This is a genomic window from Rhodopila sp., assembly GCF_965277825.1.
In the GTDB taxonomy this organism is placed as follows: domain Bacteria; phylum Pseudomonadota; class Alphaproteobacteria; order Acetobacterales; family Acetobacteraceae; genus Rhodopila.
In genome coordinates this window covers 4,214,517-4,234,073 of the sequence record NZ_OZ255846.1, presented here as the reverse complement: position 1 = coordinate 4,234,073, position 19,557 = coordinate 4,214,517, and the positions used below count along the sequence as shown (strand labels likewise).

The window sequence follows — 19,557 nt, the reverse complement described above, 5'->3', positions numbered from 1 at the left end:
TCGCCCCCTGGCTGGAATGGCCGCCGCGGAACCGGCGGCGACCAAGGTGTCATGGTCAGAACAGCACGCGCGCAGGGAAATACGTTGTTTGCCGTATATACTGGCGCGGTTGGCGTTTTTGTTGATTGACGGGTCCCTAGGTCCCGCACACGATCTTGCGCGACCCGTCGAAGAATGGGCGCGGGAGGCGAAGCCGAGACAGAACGATCAAGGCAGGCGGGAGAACACAACCCCTTCATGGCCATCCGGCAGCGAATCGTGCCGTCCCGACGGGACTACAATCGCTGGGTCGCCAACCAGACGCTGGAGGATTTTGCCCTTCGGTTTGCGTCAGTTTCAGCGCGGCGCTGGAGCAGCGCGCGGGTCGCCAATACCGCGCTCGGGGCAAGCTCGTTCCTGGCGCTGGAGGCCATTGGCGGCGGCGTTACATTGCGCTACGGCTTCGCCAATGCCGCGGCGGCTATCGGCGTCGTCAGCGTGCTGATCTTTCTGACCGCACTGCCGATTTCCGTCGCTGCGGCGCGCCGAGGCCTGGATATCGATCTGCTCACCCGCGGTTCCGGCTTCGGCTATATCGGATCGACGGCGACCTCCTTGGTCTATGCCACGTTCACGTTCATCTTCTTTGCCATCGAAGCCTCGATCCTGGCAGCCGCGTTGCAAATCTGCCTGGGCGTGCCACTCATGTTCGGCTATGTGCTGGCATCGCTGGCGGTGATCCCGATCGTCACCCACGGCATCACGATGATCAGCGCGTTCCAGTGCTGGACACAACCGATCTGGATCGTCCTGAACCTGCTGCCGCTCGTCGGGCTGGCCGCCTGCGGGCATCTCGGATTGCACAACTGGATCAACTTTCCCGACCCGTCAGGCAGCCGGTTCACGCTGGTCGGTTTCGGCGCCGCCGCCTCGGTGATCGTCGCGCTGATCGCGCAGATCGGCGAGCAGGTCGATTTCTTGCGGTTCCTGCCGCCACCAGAGGCAGGCCGCCGGTGGCGGTGGTGGCTGTCTGTCATCGTCGCTGGACCCGGCTGGATTGTTCCGGGTTCGGCAAAGCTGTTCGCCGGCTCGCTGCTCGCCTGGCTGGCGATGCGGACGGGCCTGTCCACGGCCGAGTCGGCTCAGCCGGCCATCATGTATCAATCGGCCTTCGGCATGTTCCTGCCAAGTTGGGGCGCCCTGGTCGCAACCGGGGCCCTGGTGGTGGTGGCACAACTGAAAATCAACGTCACCAACGCCTATGCCGGATCGATTGCCTGGTCGAACTTCTTCTCGCGGCTGACCCGCAGCCATCCGGGCCGGGTGGTATGGGTGCTGTTCAACGTAGCGATCGCGCTGGTGTTGATGGAGATCGGGCTGTATGGCGCGATCGAGCGGATCCTGGCTCTGTTCTCCATCCTCGCCAGCGCCTGGGTCGGGGCATTGGTCGCCGACCTTGTGGTCATCCGACCGCTGGGGCTGGCGCCACGAACGCTGGATTTCAAGCGGGCACATCTTTACGATATCAATCCGGTCGGAGTGGGCGCGATGGTGTTGGCCGCGGTGACCGGCCTCGTGGCACATTTCGGCAGTTTCGGGGTCGGGGCGCACGCCGCCGCGCCGTTCATCTCCCTGCTGCTGGCGTTCACCATGGCGCCGCTGATCGCGTGGGTGACCGATGGCCGCTTCTACCTGGCTCGACGTCCGCGCCGAACCTGGGACGACCAGGCCTTTGGCAAACCGTGCGTGGTATGCGGCAACGTGTTCGAGACCGCCGACACCGCGTATTGCCCGGCCTATGTCGGCGTGATCTGCTCGCTATGCTGCTCGCTTGACGCGCGGTGCAATGACGCCTGCAAGCCGCACGGCCGGTCCTCGGCGCAGGTCCGTGCGATGATCGACGCCGGCGTGCCGCAGCCGCTGCGCCGCTATCTCAATGGGCCGCTGCTGCGTTTTGCCGCCACCTTCTCCATCGCGACCGGCCTGATCGGCTGCCTGCTGCTGTTGACTTTCATGCAGGCCGCGACGAACAACCCGGAAGGCCGCGCGCTGCTGGCATTGGCCATGTGGCGCGCCTTCTTCGTGCTGACGATCATCACCGGGGTCGCTTCCTGGCTGCTGGTCCTGGCGCACCAGACCCGTGTCGCGGCGCAACTCGAATCGCGACGCCAAACCACGCTGCTGTTGAGCGAGATCGATGCCCACCGGCGCACCGACGCCAAGCTGCAAAGCGCCAAGGAAGCTGCCGAGGCGGCCAATCTCGCGAAAAGCCGTTTTGTTGTTGGTGTCAGCCACGAGTTGCGCACGCCGCTGAACGCCGTGCTGGGCTACGCGCAGATCCTGGAACTGGATACCACGATCCCGGCCCACCGCGGGGAGGCGATCCGCACGATCCGCCGCAGCGGCGATCACATGGCCGGGTTGATCGACGGGCTGCTGGACATCGCCAAGATCGAGGCGGGCCGAATCCAGATCGATCGGCGCGCCGTCAGACTACAGGCGTTCCTCGATCAGCTGGTCGACATGATCCGCCCTCAGGCGGCTGCGAAAGGCATCGGCTTCAGCTTCGAAGCCAGCCCGCAACTGCCCGCCGTCGTGCACACCGACGAGACCCGGCTGCGCCAGATCCTGCTCAATCTGCTGTCGAATGCGCTGAAGTTCACCGCGCGCGGCGGTGTCACGCTGCGCGTGCGGCGGCGCGGCGCGGTGACCGAATTCGCCATCGCCGACACCGGCCTTGGGATCAGCAAGGCTGATCTGAAGCGAATCTTTGATCCGTTCGAACGCGTTGAGCACGCTGGCCGCCCGTCGCTGCCGGGCATCGGCCTGGGCCTGACCATCACCAAGCTGCTGACGGAAATCCTCGGCGGCGAGATCTCCGTCATCAGCCGCCCGAATGAAGGGAGCGAGTTTCGCGTTCGGCTGCTGCTGCCCGAGGCACCCAGCGCCCCGACCCTCCCCACAAGGCGGCGTCGGATCATTGGCTACCGAGGACCGCGTCGCGTACTGATCGCGGCCGACGATGACCCGACGCATCGAGCTTTGCTGCAAGAGACCCTGCTACCTCTGGGGTTCGAACTGCTGACCGTACGAGACGGTGCAAGCTGCCTGCGCCTGGCGGCCGAGCACCGGGCGGATGCGTTCATCCTGGATCTGTCGATGCCGGAAATGGACGGCTGGCGTCTTGCCACGCTGTTGCGGGAGGCGGGCTTCGACATGACCCCGATCCTGATCGTCTCGGCTCACCCGCATGAGGAGGCACGGTGGTATGGCGAACGTCCGTTGCACGACGGTTTCCTGTCCAAGCCGCTCGACTTGGCGGCCTTTCTCGACATGATCGGCCAACGCCTCGGCCTGCAGTGGATCGAGGAGGCCTCACGGCTCGATGCAGATGGCCCGGCGACCGCCGATATAGCGATCCCGGCGCCGCTGATCGCTCGGCTGGATGAATTGGGACGTCTGGTCCGGATCGGCCATGTGCGGGCACTGCGAACATTGCTGAGCGAGCTGGATGCTGATTGCCCGGCCGGATGCGACGCGATCGGTCGGATGCGCAGTGCGCTGACGAACTTCCGCCTGGATGAACTCGCGGATATCGTCGATGCCGTCCGTGCCCGGTCGGGTTGAGATGCCGCAGGCCGATATGCCACCAGCTGACATGACACCGGGGGCCACGGTGCTGATCGTCGACGACGACCCGGGCACGCTGGGCTTCCTAACCGAAGCCCTTGAGAATGAACGGTTCACCGTTCTGGTGGCACTGCGGGGTGACCGGGCGCTGGCGATCGTTCAGGCGCATCTGCCGGACCTGGTCCTGATGGACGCGGTCATGCCGGAGCTTGATGGGTTCGAGACGTGCCGGAGGCTGAAGCGCATGCCGCGCGCGGCTACTATACCGGTGATTTTCATGACAGGTCTCAGCGACACCGACCACGTGATCCGGGGCCTGGAGGCCGGCGGGGTGGATTATGTGACCAAGCCGGTCGTGCCGCGCGAGCTGGTAGCGCGTATCCGTGTGCATCTGGCAGGGGCGCAACTGGTCGCCAGCGCTCACGCTGCAATCGACGCGGCGGGCCAGGCATTGTTCGCCACCGATCCGCTGGGAAGGCTTCGCTGGGCCACCCCAATCGCGACGCGGCTGCTGCTACGGACGCAAGCGCAGGATGCCGCCGAACACCGGCAATCGCCCGGCGACGACAGCCATGCCGAGCTGCTGCGGCAGGCCATCACGGCCGGCGTGGTGGAATGCCCCGCGGCAGCGGTTGGCGTCGCGAGCGTGGACATCCGTCTGGTGGGCCGGCTGCGCGGTGACGAAATCCTGATGCGTATCGCCGAGGCGCAACCCACCCGGGACGAGGCGCGGATCCATGCAAGGCTGAAGGTGACGCGCCGCGAAGCCGAAGTTCTGCTCTGGCTGTCACGCGGCAAGTCCAATCGCGATATCGCCGAGATACTGGGTCTGAGACCGCGCACCGTGAACAAGCATCTTGAACAGATCTACGCCAAGCTGGGGGTCGAGAACCGGGCTTCCGCGGTTGCGCTGACCCTGAATGCGCTGGCTAATGAGGGGGCGTTGTCATCCTGACGGTCGCCAGGCAACGACCGGGTCGACGCTCTCCCTGCTCCTCCTGCCTGTCTCGCGGGCCGCGCTGGCGATGGTCTGTACCGCTATGATTGGATGGAGAATGTTTAGATTCTGCCGATTTACGGTTAACGTGGGCGCGGCGCATAGTGCTCCAATGAAGCGAGGTCCCGCATGTCGGACACTCTTCCCAGCCTGATCCTGCGCCGCCGGCCGGGCCACAGCCTGGAGCGGCCGTTTTATACGGACGACGCGGTATACCGTGCCGACTTGGACATGATCTTCGCCCGACACTGGATTTTTGTCGGGCAGGAGCCAGACGTGCCGCAGCCTGGCGACGTCATGGCGCTGCATATCGGCGAGGCGCCGGTGCTGATCCTGCGCGACGACGACGGCGGCGTGCGCGCCTTCCACAATGTTTGCCGCCACCGCGGCGCGCAGCTTGTGCCCGAAGGCAAAGGCGGGGTCGGCAACCTGGTCTGCCGCTATCACACCTGGACCTACGGGCTCGACGGCAAGCTGCTGTTCGCCGACCACATGGGCGACGGGTTCGAAGCAGCCTGCCACGGCCTGAAGCCGGTGGCGCTGCGCTCGGTGGCCGGACTGCTGTTCGTCTGCCTTGCCGATGATCCTCCCACCGACTTCGACGACATGGCTGCGGTGATGGAACCGTACTTGCGGCCGCACGCCCTGGCGGAGACCAAGATTGCCCGGCAGATCGACCTGGTGGAGCAGGGAAACTGGAAGCTCACTATGGAGAATAACCGCGAATGCTACCATTGCGCGGGGTGCCACCCGGAGCTGACGGTGCCGCTTTTTGCTTACGGCTTCGGATTCGCGCCCGGCCAGATGGACGAAGCCGAGCTGGCGCAGGCCACACGCTACGACGAACTGGTCCGGGGGTCGCACGCGCGCTGGGAGCAGCAGGGTCTGCCCTCCCGCCTGGTCGATCGGCTGACCGGCCGGGCCACCGGATTCAGGACCGAACGGCTGCCGCTGGACCAGGCCGGAGAGAGCCATACCACCGACACACGCGCTGCGTGCCGACGGCTGCTTGGCCAGCTAACCGACGCCAAGCTAGGTGGGCTGAGCTTCTGGACGCAGCCCAATTCGTGGCACCACTTCATGGGCGATCACGCGGTGACCTTCTGCGCGTTGCCGCTCGATACAGACCGGACGCTGCTGCGCACCACCTGGCTGGTGCACAAGGACGCGGTCGAGGGCGTGGATTACGACCCGACCAACCTGACGGCGGTGTGGGAGGCGACCAACCGGCAGGACGCCGATCTGGTTGCGATCGCCCAGGCCGGCGTACGCAGCCCGGCCTATGAGCCCGGCCCTTACTCGCCCCACACTGAAGGCTTGGTTGAGCAGTTCTGCGAATGGTATCTGGAGCGCATGGCCGCTGGGCTGCGTGGGTGAGCGAGACGCTGCCGCCCGTCTGGGACAGCAGCCGCGACGAGCACCTGGTCTGCGTTGCCGTGCGGCCGGAGACCCACGATGTCACTACGTTCGTCTTCGCATCGCTGGAACCGCGGCTGTTTCGGTTTGCGCCGGGCCAGTTCATGACGTTCGAGCTGGCGGCGGCGGGTATGCAGCGCTGCTACACGATCGCCTCGCCCCCGACGCGGCCCTGGCGGCTCGAGGTCACGGTCAAGCGCAACCGAACCGGCGCTGGGTCCGGCTGGCTACACGACACCATGCGGGTTGGCGTGCGCGTGTCGGCCAGTGGTCCGATGGGGGAATTCACCGTCGCGCCGCGGCCAGGCGCCCGATACCTGTTCCTCTCGGCCGGGTCAGGCATCACACCACTGATGAGCATGGCGCGTTCGGCGCACGATCTGGGCAGCGACGCCGACATCTTGTTCGTGCACAGCGCCCGCAGCCCGGCCGACCTGATCTTCGCCGATGAGCTGGCCGCGATGAGCCGCCGCCCCGGCTTCCGCAGCGTAAGCATCGTGGGCAGCGTTCCCCCCGGCGTCGCCTGGAACGGTCTCCGGGGCCGCCTGTCGGCCGCCATGCTGGCAGTCCTCGCGCCGGACCTGCTGACCCGCGAGGTTTTTTGCTGTGGTCCGGCGCCCTACATGGAAACGGTCCGGATCTTGCTGGACTCCTCTGGCTTCGACCGTGCCCGCTACCACGAGGAGAGCTTCGCCTTTGCCGCGCCGGGGGCCGAGCCACCTCCCGAAATGCCGGCGGAAAGCCGCGAATGCTTCACGATCCAATTCACCAAGCTGGAGCGCTCGATCCAGTGTCCATCCGGCAGCACGATCTTGGCTGCGGCGCGGGCAGCCGGGCTACGCCTGCCGTCGGCTTGCAACAAGGGCGTGTGCGGGACCTGCAAGAGCCGCCTTGTCGCCGGCACAGTGGACCTGCGGCACGGCGGCGGCATCCGGCAGCGCGAGTTGGACGAGGGCATGACCCTGCTGTGCTGCGCCCGGCCGATGAGTGACCTCATGATCGACCGCTGATGGACCTGGCCGAAATGCAACTCGATCCCACCGTGCCTAGCCGCGACCCGCTGTTGCAGCCCTACCAGCTGCGCCACCTGACACTACGCAACCGGTTGATGAGCACCTCGCACGAGCCGTTCTACTCCGAGGACGGCATGCCGAAGGACCGCTATCGCCTGTATCACCGGGAGAAGGCGCGCGGCGGCATCGCCCTCACCATGATCGGCGGTTCGGCCGTGGTGTCGCCCGACAGCCCGCCGGTGTTCGGCAACCTGCTGGCCTACAAGGACGAGATCGTCCCCTGGCTGCGCCAACTCACCGACGACTGCCATGCCGAGGGCGCGGCGGTGATGACCCAACTGACGCATCTCGGCCGGCGGACTGCCTGGAACAAGGCGGACTGGCTGCCGATCGTCGCACCGTCGCGGGTGCGCGAAGCGGCGCATCGCGGGTTCCCGAAACAGGCAGAGTCGTGGGACCTGGACCGCATCATCGCCGACTACGCCGCCGCCGCGCAGCGCATCCAGGCGGCCGGGCTGGACGGGTTCGAGATCGACGCCTACGGCCACCTGCCCGACCAGTTCTGGTCCCCGGCCACCAACCATCGCCAGGACGACTACGGCGGCAGTCTGGACAACCGCATGCGCTTCTCCGAACGCGTGCTGCAGGCGATGCGCGACGCGGTGGGGCCGGACTTCCTGATCGGCATCCGCATGGTGGCCGACGAGGCATGGGACATCGGCCTGACGCGGAACGACGGCATCGAGATCGCCCGGCGGTTCGCCGGCGGCGGCGTGGTGGACTTCCTCAATATCATCCGCGGTCACATGGACACCGACAACGCGCTGTCCCACGTCATTCCCATCCACGGCATGGGCACCGCGCAGCATCTGGATTTCGCCGGCGAGGTGCGCAGCGCGACCCGCTTCCCGGTGTTCCACGCCGCCCGCATCAACGACGTCGCGACCGCCCGGCACGCGATCGTGGAAGGCAAGCTCGACATGGTGGGCATGACCCGCGCCCACATCGCCGACCCGCACATCGCCCGCAAGGTGGCGAGCGGCAATGAAGCGCTGATCCGTCCCTGCGTCGGTGCCACCTACTGCCTGGACCGGATCTACGAGGGCAACGAAGCGCTCTGCGTGCACAACGCCGCCACCGGGCGCGAGGCGACCATGCCGCAGGTCATCCCGCCACGTGACGGCCCGGCGCGGCGCGTCGTCGTGGTGGGCGCCGGCCCGGCGGGGCTGGAGGCGGCCCGCGTCACCGCGGAGCGCGGCCATCGGGTGACGGTATTGGAGGCAATGGACCGAGCCGGCGGCCAGGTGCTGCTCGCGGCGCGAACGCCCCGGCGGCGCGAGTTGATCGGGATCATCGACTGGCGTGTGTCGGAACTCGTTCGGCTGGAGGCGGAGTTGCGGTTAAACACCTATGCGACCGCCGATGAGGTCGAGGCGCTTGAGCCCGACGTGGTGTTCGTCGCGACCGGGGGCACCCCGGATACCGACGTCCTGGCGGAGGGCAACGAGCTGGTCATGTCGAGCTGGGACGTTGTCGGCGGCAGTGTGGTCACCGGGCGCGTGCTGGTGTTCGACGACAACGGCAACCACCCCGGCATGCAGGCCGCCGAGGTGCTGGCGGAGGCAGGCGCGCAGGTCGAGCTGGTGACGCCGGAGCGGATGCTCGCCCCCGAGATCGGTGGGCTCAATCATGCCGCCTACGCCCGCATCTTTCATCGCTGCGGGGTGCGGGTGACGGTCAACACCCGGCTGCTCGCGGTGCGTCGCGCGGGCAACGAACTGGTCGCGGTTCTCGGCAGCGACTACGGCGCCCGACACGAGGAACGCCGGGTCGACCGGGTCGTGGTCGAGCACGGCACGTTGCCGGCGGATGAGCTGTACAAAGCTCTCAAGCCGAGCTCGCGCAATGGGGGCGAGGTGGACCATGCGGCGTTGCTGGGCGGACGGGCGCAGCTTGTTGCGTCCAACCCCGCAGGCGCCTACCAGCTTTTCCGCATCGGCGACGCTGTCGCCAGCCGCAACATCCACGCCGCGATCTTTGACGGGCTGCGGCTGGCGAAGGACATCTGATCGGAAAACCTCCCCCCAGCGACCGACAGACGTCGGGGGAGCCTACTGGGCGAGGCGGGGAGCGCCGACATCGGCGGCGGACGGATCGAGCCCGAAAGAACTGAGATATTTCGCGATCGAGCCGTCCTTGTGCATTTCCTGGATGTCGGTGTCGATCGCCGAACCAAGCGACGTGTTGCCCTTGGTGTAGAGCAGATTTGCCTGGGCTGCCTCGGCCGACGCCCGGACCCGTGGATCGGGCTGGGCCACCTTGATGGTGATACCGGGATAGCCGCCCTTCTTTTGCGCGTAGACGCCGGTGCCGTAGCTGTCCACGCCGATCTGGATGCGTCCCGCCTCTAGATCCTGCGCCAATGCCACGGGGTTGGGATACAGATGCAGGTTGCTCCCCAGCAGCTTCTGCAAGTCCGTCACCCACAGAAAACCTGACACCGTGCCGACTTGCTTGCCGACCGTGGCCTGCACGGTCGAGACACCGTCCTTCGAGTAGAGGCCCATTTGGTCGAGATAGGTCGGATACGACAGGCCGAGCACCTTGGCTCGTTCGCCGGTTCGATACCAGTCGCCGGCGGCGATGTCCGCCTTGCCGCTGATGACGTATTGGATTGTGGCCGCCGGGTCGACCACCACCGGCACGAAGGTCAGGCAGGCTGACTTGGCGATGCTCTTCAGTATATCCCCGTCCACGCCGCCGATCTCACCGCCGGTCGCCACCGAGTAGGGCGGATACTCGAAGATCGCGGCGGTAAGCTTGCCGGGGCTGACAAGCTTGTCGATTTTGTGCGTGGGCGTGCAGCTCTGCGCGAACGCCGTGGCGCTGGGCAAACTGGCTGCTCCGGCAAGGCAGGTCAGGGCGAGGGCGCAGAGGCGAGTCACCATGTGGGGGTCCTTTCGTCGCTGACGGACAGACAGGCCGGCGTCACGCCGCGTGGCGGCCGAGGCGCCGCTCGAGCCGGGAGACCAGGATGGTCCCGGGGATACAGACGGCGGCGAACATCAGCGATGCCAAGATGAAGATCGGCAAGTACCGGAACGTGTTGGAACCAACGATATATGCCTGGCTTACCACCTCGGGCAACGCGATGGTGAAGCAAAGGGAACTCGCCTGCAACATGATGATGGAAAAACCCAGCAACGCGGGCATCGCCACCCGAAGCCCCTGGGGCAGGATGATGTAACGCAACGCATCGAGGCGGCTCAACCCGACCACGATTGCGGCTTCCCGCTGTCCGGCCGGCACGGCCTCCAGCCCGGCGCGGATGATTTCGCTGGTGTAGGCGCCGGTACACCAGGCGAGCGCGAACGTCGCCGCGGTGAAGGAGGACAGCGTCAGGCCGGCGGACGGAAAGCCGAAATAGGCGAATTGCAGCAGGATCAGCGCCGGGGTGCCGCGCCCGATCTCGACGATGACAAGCGACACCCAGCGCAGCGGTGCCGACCGGGATTGCACACCGAGGGCGAGAAGCAGCCCCAACGGTATTCCCAGCACCAGGCAGGCGGCGGTCACCTCGAGGCTGATCGCGAAGCCCCCGAGCATGTCCGGGAACCACTCAGACCAGAATCCAAGGATGTCGCTCACCGCGCCACCGCCGCGCGCAGGCGAAGGTCGGTCCATCGCGCAACCCAGGCGACCGGTAGGCTAATCAGGATGTAGAGCAGCCCCGCCGCCGCGTAGATGTCCAGCCCGCGGAACGTCTCCTGCGACAAGTGGTAGGCCTGGTAGGCGATCTCGTGCAGGCCGATCGCCGAGGCGACCGCCGTGTCCTTCATCAAACCGATCGCGTAGGTCGTGGCGGATGGCAAGGAGATCCGCAGCAATTGCGGCCCGATCACGTCGCGGAATGTGTGCCTCGCGGACAGGTTGAGCACGTGGGAGGCCTCCCACTGGCCCGGATGGATCGCCGCCAGTGCGCCGCGGTAGATCTCGGCCATGTTGGCCGCCGTGATCAGCCCCAGCCCGATGGCGGCCGAGGTGAAGGGGTCAAGCTGGATATAGCCGATCCCGAGGCCGAAGAAGATCAGGAACAACCAAACGATCGGCGGAATGGCGCGACAGGTCAGGATCAGCGCGGTTGCGATGAAACGGACCAGGCCTGATTTCGAGAACCGCATCGCGCAGAGTGGCAGACCCAGCACCGCACCGAAGACGAAGGCCGCTAGAGTCAGCGCGATGGTAAACGGTATCCCGAGCAGGAGGGTGGTTATAGTCTGAAGCGTCATTATCGGTTCTTGACCGCGCTCAGGAAGCGCTTGGCCCGCTCGGTCTGCGGATCGCGCATCACCATCGCACTGGGTCCTTGCTCCACGATCTTGCCGTCCGCCATCACCAGCACCCGCTCGGACACGTCTTCGGCGAAGTGCATCTCGTGCGTCACGACGATCATGGTCATGCCGCCATCGGCGAGTTCCCGCATCACCGCGAGCACCTCAAGCCCGAGTTCCGGGTCCAGCGCGGAGGTTGGCTCGTCGAACAGCATCACCTGCGGATCGAGCGCCAGCGCGCGGGCGATGGCGATGCGTTGCTGCTGCCCGCCTGAGCAGCGCGCCGGGTATTGTTCCGCCTTGTCCGCCAGCCCGACGCGTTTGAGCAGTTGCATGCTGACTGATTCCGCCTCGGCGCGGCTGCGGCCCATGGTACGCTCTTGCGCCAGGCAGATGTTGCGCAGCACCGACAAATGAGGGAACAGGTTGAAGGACTGGAACACCATCCCCACCGCTCGGCGAAGCTGCACCAGGTCCTTCCGCGGCGTCGGCTTGCCCGCCTCGACTGTCACGCCGGCCAGGGTCACGCGCCCCGAGGTCGGCTGTTCCAGCAGGTTCACGCAGCGCAGCAGGGTGCTCTTGCCGGACCCGCTGGGGCCGATGATCGCCATCACCTCGCCTGCCGCCAGCTTGAGGTTCACGTCGTCGAGGACGACGTGCTCGCCGTAACTTTTGTGGATTGCGTCCAACTGCACCAAAGCCGGACGTGCCACGGAGGTGACGCTGGCTGGGGCAACCGTTGCGCTCATTTTGCTTCCCTGACCAAATGGACCGTCTAATCTCGCCTGGGACGCAGATACGTGCAAACACCATGCCAAGTTTTGCCGAAACCTCACTTCCACATGGTCGGCGGACCAGAGCATCCCGCTGTTTGCCACCGACATGATCGCATGGTGGCCGGCGCATGTCGTATGACTGACAGCCGGCGTCTGCATGCTGCGGCAGTTGAGTAACCTCGGCGCACTAGAGGGGCGAGAATTCGTGCTGTTGTGGCTGCCCCTGAGGCTCACCGGGCGGCACCGGATGTCCGTTCCCTGCCTCGGTGCTGGTGGTGGGATAGCGGTGGCTACCCAGCGGCTTGGTTCAGCCCCCCAGGGCCGGCCGGCGCAGCCGGAGAAAGCCGATCTCGTGCCGCGTTGTGCCGCCCCCACTGGCAAGGTCGGCGACGATTTCGCCGATGACGCTGCAAAACTTGTAGCCATGACCCGAACAAGGCGACACCAGCACCACCTGCGGATGGTCGGGATGGTGGTCGAGCACGAAGTGCTCATCCGCCGTGTTGGTGAAGATGCAGGTTCGCAGCGCCATGGTCGGGCCGCTGCCGTCCGGGAAGTAACGCTCGCCGAACTGCCGCAGCAACGCCTCGTCTTCCGGGTCTACCTCGCGCCGAACAGAGTCCGCGGCCGATACCTCGCCACGGTGGTGATAGCGGCCGAACTTGAAGCCGGGCACCTCGTAGACGGGAAGGCCGTAGTAGCGGCCCTCCTCGACTTGGAGATTGAACACCGGGAACGCAGCCGGCGTGAATAGCTCCGGCCGCAACGGCTGCAACCAGGCGAGCACCTGCCGCTCCGGCACGGCGCGGCCGGCCAGAGGTGTGGCTAGCTCGCCCATCCAGGGCCCGGCGGCCAGCGCCAGGCGGGATGCCTCATAGACGCCCTTCGCCGTGCTGACCGAGACCGTGCCGGACGGCTTTACCTCCCAGCCCAGCATCGGCTCGCGCGCTTGGATCACGGCGCCTGCCGCTTGCGCGGCGCGCACATGGGCGACAATCGCCCGCTCGCTGGCGATCAGGCCACCCTGCGCCTGGAAAACGGCACGGCTGTCGGCCGGCAGGCGGTAGCCCGGGAAGCGCTCGTTCACCTCGGCCGCTGACAGCACCTCATGCTCAAGGCCGTGCAATCTGGCCGAGGCGAGCGCCCCCTGGAACAAGGCGTCGTCCTCCGGGCCGGCGTCGATTGACCCAGTGGTCACCAACAGCGTTTCGCCGGTCGCCCGCTCGGCCTCCGCCCACAGTTCGCAAGCGCGGCGCAGCAGCGGCACATAGGCAGGATGCTCATAATACGGCAGCCGGATGATGCGGCTAATCCCGTGCGAGGAGCCCATGTCGTGTGGGATGTCAAACCGCTCGAGCCCGAGCACGCGCTGCCCGCGCTTGGCCAGTTGCCAACAGACGGCGCTACCCATGCCACCGACACCGATTACGATCACATCATAGGTCATCGGACCGCCCAACCCCGGCTGCGCGCTTGAAGGGATAAATTCAAGAAATGTGTGAAACGTTGTCACAAGGCGAACTCGAACGGAAGCGGCCCCGATTTGAGCGGGTTCGGCAGGACCAGTTCGTCGCGACAAAAGCATGTGCGATTGACGCAGAAGGGCAGGCCACAGCGTGTGCCGCTTGTCTGGCTGGGGCGATGTCGAGAGGTTCGCTCACCTCCAACCCCGCAACTTCAGCAACGAACTGTCGGAGCTTAGTGCGGGCACATTCTTCCAACGGATCGGGATCGATCATCCTGGCCAGTTGGCACCGGCAACGAAAGCTGGCGCTTCAAGAACCGCGACTGAGCGCCAGGACCCCGACTAGTTCGAGGCTGGCACCGTGTTCGCCGCCGTGAAACCGCTGCGCGCCGCTCTGCGGTGGCTGCGGCCATGCTTGACCGCGGCTGCGCGCGATCCCCAGGGCGAGATCAGGCCGGGACATGGCGAAATCGCCTCCCCGCAACCAGGCAAACGTCAGCCCGCCCCATCGGCGGATTCTTTGGGGCCTGAGTTGAAGCGGCCGTTAGGCCACCATTCACGCTCTCTTTTTTCTTTTCAAATCTCGGAAATGGTGCGGTGTGGCATCCGGCTGGGCGTGACAAGACCTGGGTCAAAGATTTTGCCGGGGCCGTAATTGGTGATTTGCCATGATCCAGGCTGCGGCCTACGTCATACTGTGTCAGGATGCCGGAACAAAGGATTCCAGATGATAAAATTGGCAGCCGCAGTCGCAATGATGCTGACATCCTCGGTCGCCGTCGCGATCGCGGCCCCCTACTGTTTGGTCATCCCGAACGGTTCACCGATATGCCAGTATGTCGACGGAGCCTCCTGTGCGGCTGATGCGAACCGCCAAAACGGAAGCTGCCAGGTGAACCCCAACGAGGTGCGGTTGCCGACCAGCCGAGTCGGCGAATACTGCCTCATCTTGCCGAACGGAGCATCGCGTTGCGGCTACGCCGATGGCAATGTTTGCTCTCGCGACGCGCTGGCTCAAAAGGGCGCCTGCACGCTCAGCGCCGGGGCGAGGACGGTGCGGATTCCGGATGACTATGCTCCCAACGCGGGACGCTGATGCATCATCGACCGGCTCTTGACGCATCCTGACGGGTCTATGCGGCGCCGGCGGCAATCGCGACGTGGCGAATTTGACGCCCAAACTACTACACCGGCCGGCCACCGTAAGGTCCGCTGTACCGAGGATCGAACCCGTAATCCCAAAGGCGACCGATGGCCGCACTCCGCGCACCGATTTGCGGGAGCACGAGCGAGGAAGTTCACCCCTGCGATTCTCCATATCGCGGATCGGGATAATCGATCACCTGCACTTCCTCCGACACCGTGTCCAGCACGGCACAGCTTAGCTGCCGGCCGTTGCGGCTGTCCCGCGCATCCCCGGCCGATCCCGGATTGATCACCAGAACCCCGCCGATCCGCTTCACCACCTGACAGTGGGTGTGACCATAAAGCACGATGTCGGCGTCCGCCTCGGCAAAGCGGTCCAGCTTCGCGCTATGCGGATGGATGTATTCGCCGCGCGGCTCCCACGGTGTGGAGTGGACCATCAATAGGCGCTTTCCCGCCAACTCAAGAGACCGTCGATACGGCTGTTCGGCCAAGAATCCCAGCAACGCCGGATCAATGCCCGGGCGTTGCCTGGCGCGGATGCCCGACGGACTGAGAAATCCTTCCTCATGGTTGCCCTGGATAATGTGTGCACCTCGCTGTTGCAGGCGTGCCACGACGTCATTGGAAAACTGGTATTCGAAGATGCTGTCGCCGAGGCAGAGCAGCTCATCGACATCCCCCATCGCCTGCAAGGCCAGTTCCAGCCCCTGAAGGTTGCAGTGCAAGTCTGAAACGACCCCGATTTTCAAACCTCGGCTCCGCGCTGACGGTGAATGATCCAGAAGCAGTTTACGCGCCGGCGGAAGGCTAGCCCCGGCGCGCGCTGAGGCTCCGGCGCCTACGTGTCATTTACAAACGGGTTCTTCGTCCCGCGCAACTGAAGGCGTATCGGAGTACCCGGCAGCTTGAACGTGTCGCGCAGACTGTTCACCAGATAGCGGGAATAATCCTCGGGCGTTTGTTCCGCTCGGGTGCCGAACACGACGAAGGTCGGCGGCCGCGCCTTGGCCTGGGTGAGATAACGCAGCTTCAGCCGGCGCCCGCTGACCAAAGGTGTCTGATGCGCCTGCAGGGCGTGCTCGAACCAGCGATTCAGCTCGCCCGTCGGGATGCGCTTGTTCCATACCTCATAGGCCTGACGGACGGCGGGCAGCAGGCGATCGATCCCGGCGCCGGTCAGCGCCGACAGAGTGACCACGGCGATGCCCTTCATCTGCGCCAGGCTATCCTCCAATCGTTCGATGATGGCTTTGCGGGTCGCGCTGCGGTCCGCCACGGCGTCCCACTTGTTCAGCGCCAGGACGCAGGCGCGGCCTTCGCGCTCGATCAGGCGGGCGATCTGCAGATCCTGGTCGTGGATGCCGCCGGCGGCATCCAGGGTCAACACCACGACCTCGGCCATTTTCAGTGCCTGGATCGCCGAACTGACGGACATCTTCTCCAGCGGCTGTTCGACCCGAGCGCGGCGGCGCAGGCCGGCGGTGTCCACGAGTTCAACCGCGCGTCCCTGGTCATCGGACAGGATGGTCGCGACAGCGTCGCGGGTCAGCCCGGGTTCCGGTCCGGTGATCATCCGCTCCGCGCCAAGCAGGCGATTGATCAGCGTGGATTTTCCGGCGTTGGGGCGGCCCACGATGGCCAGCTTCAGCGGGCGGTCGTCGTCAGCCGGGTCGTCGGCCGCCACAGGCTCCGGCGGCAGGCGGTCGACGATTTCCGACATCAGGTCGGCGACTCCCTCGCCGTGTTCGGCCGAGACGCCAACCGGATCGCCCAAGCCCAGCGAATAGGCGTCCAGGATCGCAGCGCCGGCGGCGCGACCTTCAACCTTGTTCGCCACCAGCAGCACCGGTTTGCCTTGGCGCCGCAGCCACTGGCCGAAATGTTCGTCCGCCGGGGTCACGCCGGCGCGGGCATCCAACACGAACAGCACCAGGTCGGCCTGCGAGACCGCGCTGGTGGACCCGGCGCGCATCCGCCCGGCGAGGGTTTCCGGCGCGGCTTCCTCAAGCCCGGCGGTGTCGATCAGGCGCACCATGCGGCCGCGAAGCTGGGCCTCGGCGTCCTTGCTGTCGCGGGTCACGCCGGGAGTGGCGGCGACCAGCGCGATACGGCGTCCGGCCAGGCGGTTGAACAAGGTCGATTTGCCGACATTGGGCCGCCCAGCGATGACGACGACTGGCAGGCTGGGCGGCACCATGGTCCTACCTGAGCGCGATCAGCCGCGCATCGTTGGTGATCAGCAGCACGGTGCCATCGGCCACCACGGGCGCGACGGGCGCGGCTGCCCCCGAAAGCGTGATGTGGCCCATGACCTCGCCGGTGTAGGGGCTGATCGAGAGCGCGTCCTCGCTGGTTCCGGTGACGATCAGGCGGTCGCTGACCAACAGCGGTCCGTACCAGGTCAAGGTGTTGTTGCGCTTGGCCGGATCGGCCCAGCGCGGCAACTGGGTGATCCAGGTGATGTGCCCGTCATTGATGCCGATCGCGGCGATCTGTTGTTCGGCCGAGACGATGAACATCCAGTCGCCGGCGATATAGGGGGTATCCTCGCCGGCGATCTGACGATCCCACACCCGCCGTCCGGTCGGCACGTCATTACAGATCAGCAGGCCGCCCATGCTGACGGCGTAGACCAGCCCGTTGGCAATCACCGGCAAGCCCCTGATCGACAGGAAATCGGCGACCGTTGCTCTGCTCTGGGATGCGCCAAGGCCGTCGGTCCAGACCACGCTGCCGCTTTCCGCCCGCAGGCAGGCGAGTTCGCCGGACCCAAAGCCGGCCACCACAAGGCCCTGGTAATATGCCGCGGCGGGCTGGCCCAGCATGGCGGTGACCGGCGTGCTTGACTGGTGCGACCACAACGGGCGGCCCTCGGCCGCGGTGAATGCCAGCAACCGGTCGTCGATCGTGGTCACGAACACCCGTCCATCGGCGATGGTGGGCGCCGAACGCGCCGGCACCTCCAGGTCACGCCGCCATTTCTGCTTGCCGGTCGCCAGATCCAGCGCGACCAGTTGGAACAGGCCGTTGACCGCATAAAGCGTGGTTCCATCGGCGCCGAGGCCGCCGCCCACATTGGTGCTGTCGGCGTGTTTCGGCTTGGTATCGACCCGCCAGAGCCGCTTGCCGCTGGTCAACGCGAAGGCGGATACCTCGGCGTCGGAGTCCATGGTGAACACGGTGCCGTCGAGCACCACGGGCTGCGCCATGATGATCTGGCGATAGCCACCGCCTTCGCCGATGCCAACCTTCCAGGCCTCGGTCAGATGGTCGCTGGCGGCGAGATGTCCCATCAGGTGCGCCGGGTTGCCGCCGGGCTGCGGCCACGATGCGTTGCGCACAGCCGGCGGCAGCACGACCTTGGGTGCGCCTTCATCCACCACCAGCCCACGGCGGTCGACGAACACCGATTCGCGTTTGCCCGGCAGGATCGTCTTCTTCTCGCTGAACAGGGTGTCGAAATAGGAACATCCGGCCAGGGTGAGCGGCGCCAGCACCGCGGTTCGCCGCGCCAGCATCGCGACCTGTCCCGCCGGCGCGGTGTCCGCGGACAATTTTGCCTTCACGCCACGGCTTCCCCGTCGGTTGATCGCTTCACCAGTCATGGTTTGGTCCAGCCGTGCCTGATCACTTCGCGGCCTGAGCACCCAGCCCGGCCAACAGCGCGGAGGCGCGGGCGCGCAAGCCGGCGGGGGCTTCGAAGTCGAACGATAGCATCTGCAGCTTCGTGCGGGCGTCGTCCAGCTTGCCCTGTCGCAGGTCCAGCATCGCCAGCTGCTCTTGCGCCAGGGTGGACCAGGGATTGTCCGGATCGGCCAGCGGCTTCAGCCGAGCCTGGAGCTGGGCCGGATCGCCGTGGTCGAGCTCTCGTTCGGTGGCCAGCAGACTGGCCAGATCGCGCAGCAACTTGTCGGCGTCGGCGTCACCGGCGACCTGGTTCCATAGCGCCACCGCAGCGGTGACGTCGCCGGCATCGGCCTTCAGCCCGGCGGCGCGCAGCCGGGCAAGGGTTCTGTAGCCCTCGGGCGCGGTGGCCGCGAGTTGATCGAGCGCGGCGATCTGCGCCGTTTTTGCGGCATTGGGCTGGTCGAGCGCATTCTGTACCGCGACGTAGCGGGCGGCAGCCTTGGCGTCCTGGCTGGCCTGGTGGCGGTGCCACAGTTGCCAGCCGACGGCGGCGCCGATGATCGCCGCGACCAGCACGATCAGCAGCCACGCATACTTCTTCAGAAGCCTTTCGGCGCGCTCTGCCCTGAGGTCGCCCTCGACCTCATCGAAAATATCAACCACGCGGATTCTCTCGCCTGCCTGCTCCAGCCACGGCTTCCGAACGCCGGCGGCGGCGTGGACCATAGCGGCGTCGGGGTGTGGCCGCAAACCGCTGCGCCGGCAAGGGTTCATTTACCTTTTCGGCGCAGGATGGGCGGATGAAACTGTTTCTGCTGCTGAGTTTGCTGCCGCTGGCCGGATGCGGGTTGTCGACAAACCTGGCCGCCACGGTGGCGGTCGCCAGCAGCGTCGGCAGCATCGCGACGATCCATCGTAGCCCGGTGGACGCGGTCTATTCGTTCATCACCGGAAAGGATTGTTCGATCGTCCGGCTCGATGAAAACAAATCTTATTGCCGCCCGGTGGAACCGCCCCCCGAACCGCCCGAGTTCTGTACCCGCACGCTGGGATCGGTGAACTGCTGGCGCGACCCAGAGACCTTGCCAGACCACCCGCACGGCGTCGCCGAGGGCCCCGCCGTGCTGACGCCGGAGCAGGAGGCGAACCGGGTGCGCACTTGGCCGTGATGGCG

At 66.0% G+C, this 19,557-nt stretch carries 16 protein-coding genes; 7 read left to right on the top strand and 9 right to left on the bottom strand.

Features of this window, described 5'->3' with window-relative positions:
- Positions 1-237: 237 nt before the first annotated feature.
- From ACQY4T_RS20550 to ACQY4T_RS20530, 5 genes are all read left to right on the top strand, one after another.
- Complete coding sequence (locus tag ACQY4T_RS20550; protein ID WP_428534500.1) at positions 238-3,606, top strand: hybrid sensor histidine kinase/response regulator; 3,369 nt, start codon at positions 238-240, stop codon at positions 3,604-3,606.
- A gap of 16 nt (positions 3,607-3,622) precedes the next feature.
- On the top strand, positions 3,623-4,564 hold the full coding sequence (locus ACQY4T_RS20545; protein ID WP_428534498.1) for a response regulator: 942 nt from the start codon (positions 3,623-3,625) through the stop codon (positions 4,562-4,564).
- A gap of 171 nt (positions 4,565-4,735) precedes the next feature.
- Positions 4,736-5,983 (top strand): aromatic ring-hydroxylating oxygenase subunit alpha, encoded by a 1,248-nt coding sequence (locus ACQY4T_RS20540; RefSeq protein WP_428534496.1) that lies wholly within the window; start codon positions 4,736-4,738, stop codon positions 5,981-5,983.
- Positions 5,980-7,032 (top strand): 2Fe-2S iron-sulfur cluster-binding protein, encoded by a 1,053-nt coding sequence (locus ACQY4T_RS20535; RefSeq protein WP_428534494.1) that lies wholly within the window; start codon positions 5,980-5,982, stop codon positions 7,030-7,032. Before ACQY4T_RS20540 ends, ACQY4T_RS20535 begins: the two co-directional genes overlap by 4 nt.
- Positions 7,032-9,104: an FAD-dependent oxidoreductase gene (locus tag ACQY4T_RS20530; RefSeq protein WP_428534492.1), complete on the top strand. Its 2,073-nt coding sequence runs from the start codon at positions 7,032-7,034 to the stop codon at positions 9,102-9,104. Before ACQY4T_RS20535 ends, ACQY4T_RS20530 begins: the two co-directional genes overlap by 1 nt.
- A gap of 42 nt (positions 9,105-9,146) precedes the next feature.
- Here ACQY4T_RS20530 and ACQY4T_RS20525 read toward each other — a convergent pair whose 3' ends face one another.
- From ACQY4T_RS20525 to solA, 5 genes are all read right to left on the bottom strand, one after another.
- Complete coding sequence (locus ACQY4T_RS20525; protein WP_428534490.1) at positions 9,147-9,983, bottom strand: transporter substrate-binding domain-containing protein; 837 nt, start codon at positions 9,981-9,983, stop codon at positions 9,147-9,149.
- Between the two features lie 40 nt (positions 9,984-10,023).
- Positions 10,024-10,683: an amino acid ABC transporter permease gene (locus ACQY4T_RS20520; RefSeq protein WP_428534488.1), complete on the bottom strand. Its 660-nt coding sequence runs from the start codon at positions 10,681-10,683 to the stop codon at positions 10,024-10,026.
- The gene (locus ACQY4T_RS20515; RefSeq protein ID WP_428534486.1) at positions 10,680-11,324 is read right to left on the bottom strand and encodes an amino acid ABC transporter permease; all 645 of its coding nucleotides are present in this window, start codon (positions 11,322-11,324) and stop codon (positions 10,680-10,682) included. The genes ACQY4T_RS20520 and ACQY4T_RS20515 overlap by 4 nt, the downstream gene beginning before the upstream one ends.
- A complete protein-coding gene (locus ACQY4T_RS20510) occupies positions 11,324-12,115 on the bottom strand; it encodes an amino acid ABC transporter ATP-binding protein (protein WP_428534484.1) in 792 nt (263 codons plus the stop codon). The genes ACQY4T_RS20515 and ACQY4T_RS20510 overlap by 1 nt, the downstream gene beginning before the upstream one ends.
- 334 nt (positions 12,116-12,449) lie before the next feature.
- Positions 12,450-13,589 (bottom strand): N-methyl-L-tryptophan oxidase, encoded by a 1,140-nt coding sequence (gene solA, locus ACQY4T_RS20505; protein ID WP_428534482.1) that lies wholly within the window; start codon positions 13,587-13,589, stop codon positions 12,450-12,452.
- A gap of 910 nt (positions 13,590-14,499) precedes the next feature.
- Here solA and ACQY4T_RS20500 point away from each other — a divergent pair.
- Positions 14,500-14,703, top strand: coding sequence for a hypothetical protein (locus ACQY4T_RS20500; protein WP_428534480.1), 204 nt, complete (start codon positions 14,500-14,502; stop codon positions 14,701-14,703).
- 202 nt (positions 14,704-14,905) lie between these two features.
- Here ACQY4T_RS20500 and ACQY4T_RS20495 read toward each other — a convergent pair whose 3' ends face one another.
- The 4 genes from ACQY4T_RS20495 to ACQY4T_RS20480 all read right to left on the bottom strand — a co-directional run bounded on the left by ACQY4T_RS20495 (position 14,906) and on the right by ACQY4T_RS20480 (position 19,046).
- On the bottom strand, positions 14,906-15,505 hold the full coding sequence (locus tag ACQY4T_RS20495; protein WP_428534478.1) for a metallophosphoesterase family protein: 600 nt from the start codon (positions 15,503-15,505) through the stop codon (positions 14,906-14,908).
- A gap of 89 nt (positions 15,506-15,594) precedes the next feature.
- On the bottom strand, positions 15,595-16,953 hold the full coding sequence (gene der, locus ACQY4T_RS20490) for a ribosome biogenesis GTPase Der (RefSeq protein WP_428534476.1): 1,359 nt from the start codon (positions 16,951-16,953) through the stop codon (positions 15,595-15,597).
- A gap of 4 nt (positions 16,954-16,957) precedes the next feature.
- Complete coding sequence (locus ACQY4T_RS20485; RefSeq protein WP_428534474.1) at positions 16,958-18,310, bottom strand: PQQ-binding-like beta-propeller repeat protein; 1,353 nt, start codon at positions 18,308-18,310, stop codon at positions 16,958-16,960.
- Positions 18,311-18,383: 73 nt separating this feature from the next.
- Positions 18,384-19,046 carry a tetratricopeptide repeat protein gene (locus tag ACQY4T_RS20480; protein WP_428534472.1) on the bottom strand — a complete coding sequence of 221 codons (663 nt, stop codon included), beginning with the start codon at positions 19,044-19,046 and terminating at the stop codon, positions 18,384-18,386.
- Positions 19,047-19,183: 137 nt separating this feature from the next.
- Here ACQY4T_RS20480 and ACQY4T_RS20475 point away from each other — a divergent pair, with 137 nt between their 5' ends.
- Positions 19,184-19,552, top strand: a complete 369-nt coding sequence (locus ACQY4T_RS20475; RefSeq protein WP_428534470.1) for a hypothetical protein — start codon at positions 19,184-19,186, stop codon at positions 19,550-19,552.
- The last annotated feature ends 5 nt before the right edge of the window (positions 19,553-19,557 follow it).

What these genes read in the sequence shown, in the direction of transcription:
- ACQY4T_RS20550 (WP_428534500.1), top strand. Translation starts at nt 238, where the DNA reads ATGGCCATCCGGCAGCGAATCGTGCCGTCCCGACGGGACTACAATCGC.
- ACQY4T_RS20545 (WP_428534498.1), top strand. Translation starts at nt 3,623, where the DNA reads ATGCCACCAGCTGACATGACACCGGGGGCCACGGTGCTGATCGTCGAC.
- ACQY4T_RS20540 (WP_428534496.1), top strand. Translation starts at nt 4,736, where the DNA reads ATGTCGGACACTCTTCCCAGCCTGATCCTGCGCCGCCGGCCGGGCCAC.
- ACQY4T_RS20530 (WP_428534492.1), top strand. Translation starts at nt 7,032, where the DNA reads ATGGACCTGGCCGAAATGCAACTCGATCCCACCGTGCCTAGCCGCGAC.
- ACQY4T_RS20525 (WP_428534490.1), bottom strand. Translation starts at nt 9,983, where the DNA reads ATGGTGACTCGCCTCTGCGCCCTCGCCCTGACCTGCCTTGCCGGAGCA.
- ACQY4T_RS20515 (WP_428534486.1), bottom strand. Translation starts at nt 11,324, where the DNA reads ATGACGCTTCAGACTATAACCACCCTCCTGCTCGGGATACCGTTTACC.
- ACQY4T_RS20510 (WP_428534484.1), bottom strand. Translation starts at nt 12,115, where the DNA reads ATGAGCGCAACGGTTGCCCCAGCCAGCGTCACCTCCGTGGCACGTCCG.
- solA (WP_428534482.1), bottom strand. Translation starts at nt 13,589, where the DNA reads ATGACCTATGATGTGATCGTAATCGGTGTCGGTGGCATGGGTAGCGCC.
- der (WP_428534476.1), bottom strand. Translation starts at nt 16,953, where the DNA reads ATGGTGCCGCCCAGCCTGCCAGTCGTCGTCATCGCTGGGCGGCCCAAT.
- ACQY4T_RS20475 (WP_428534470.1), top strand. Translation starts at nt 19,184, where the DNA reads ATGAAACTGTTTCTGCTGCTGAGTTTGCTGCCGCTGGCCGGATGCGGG.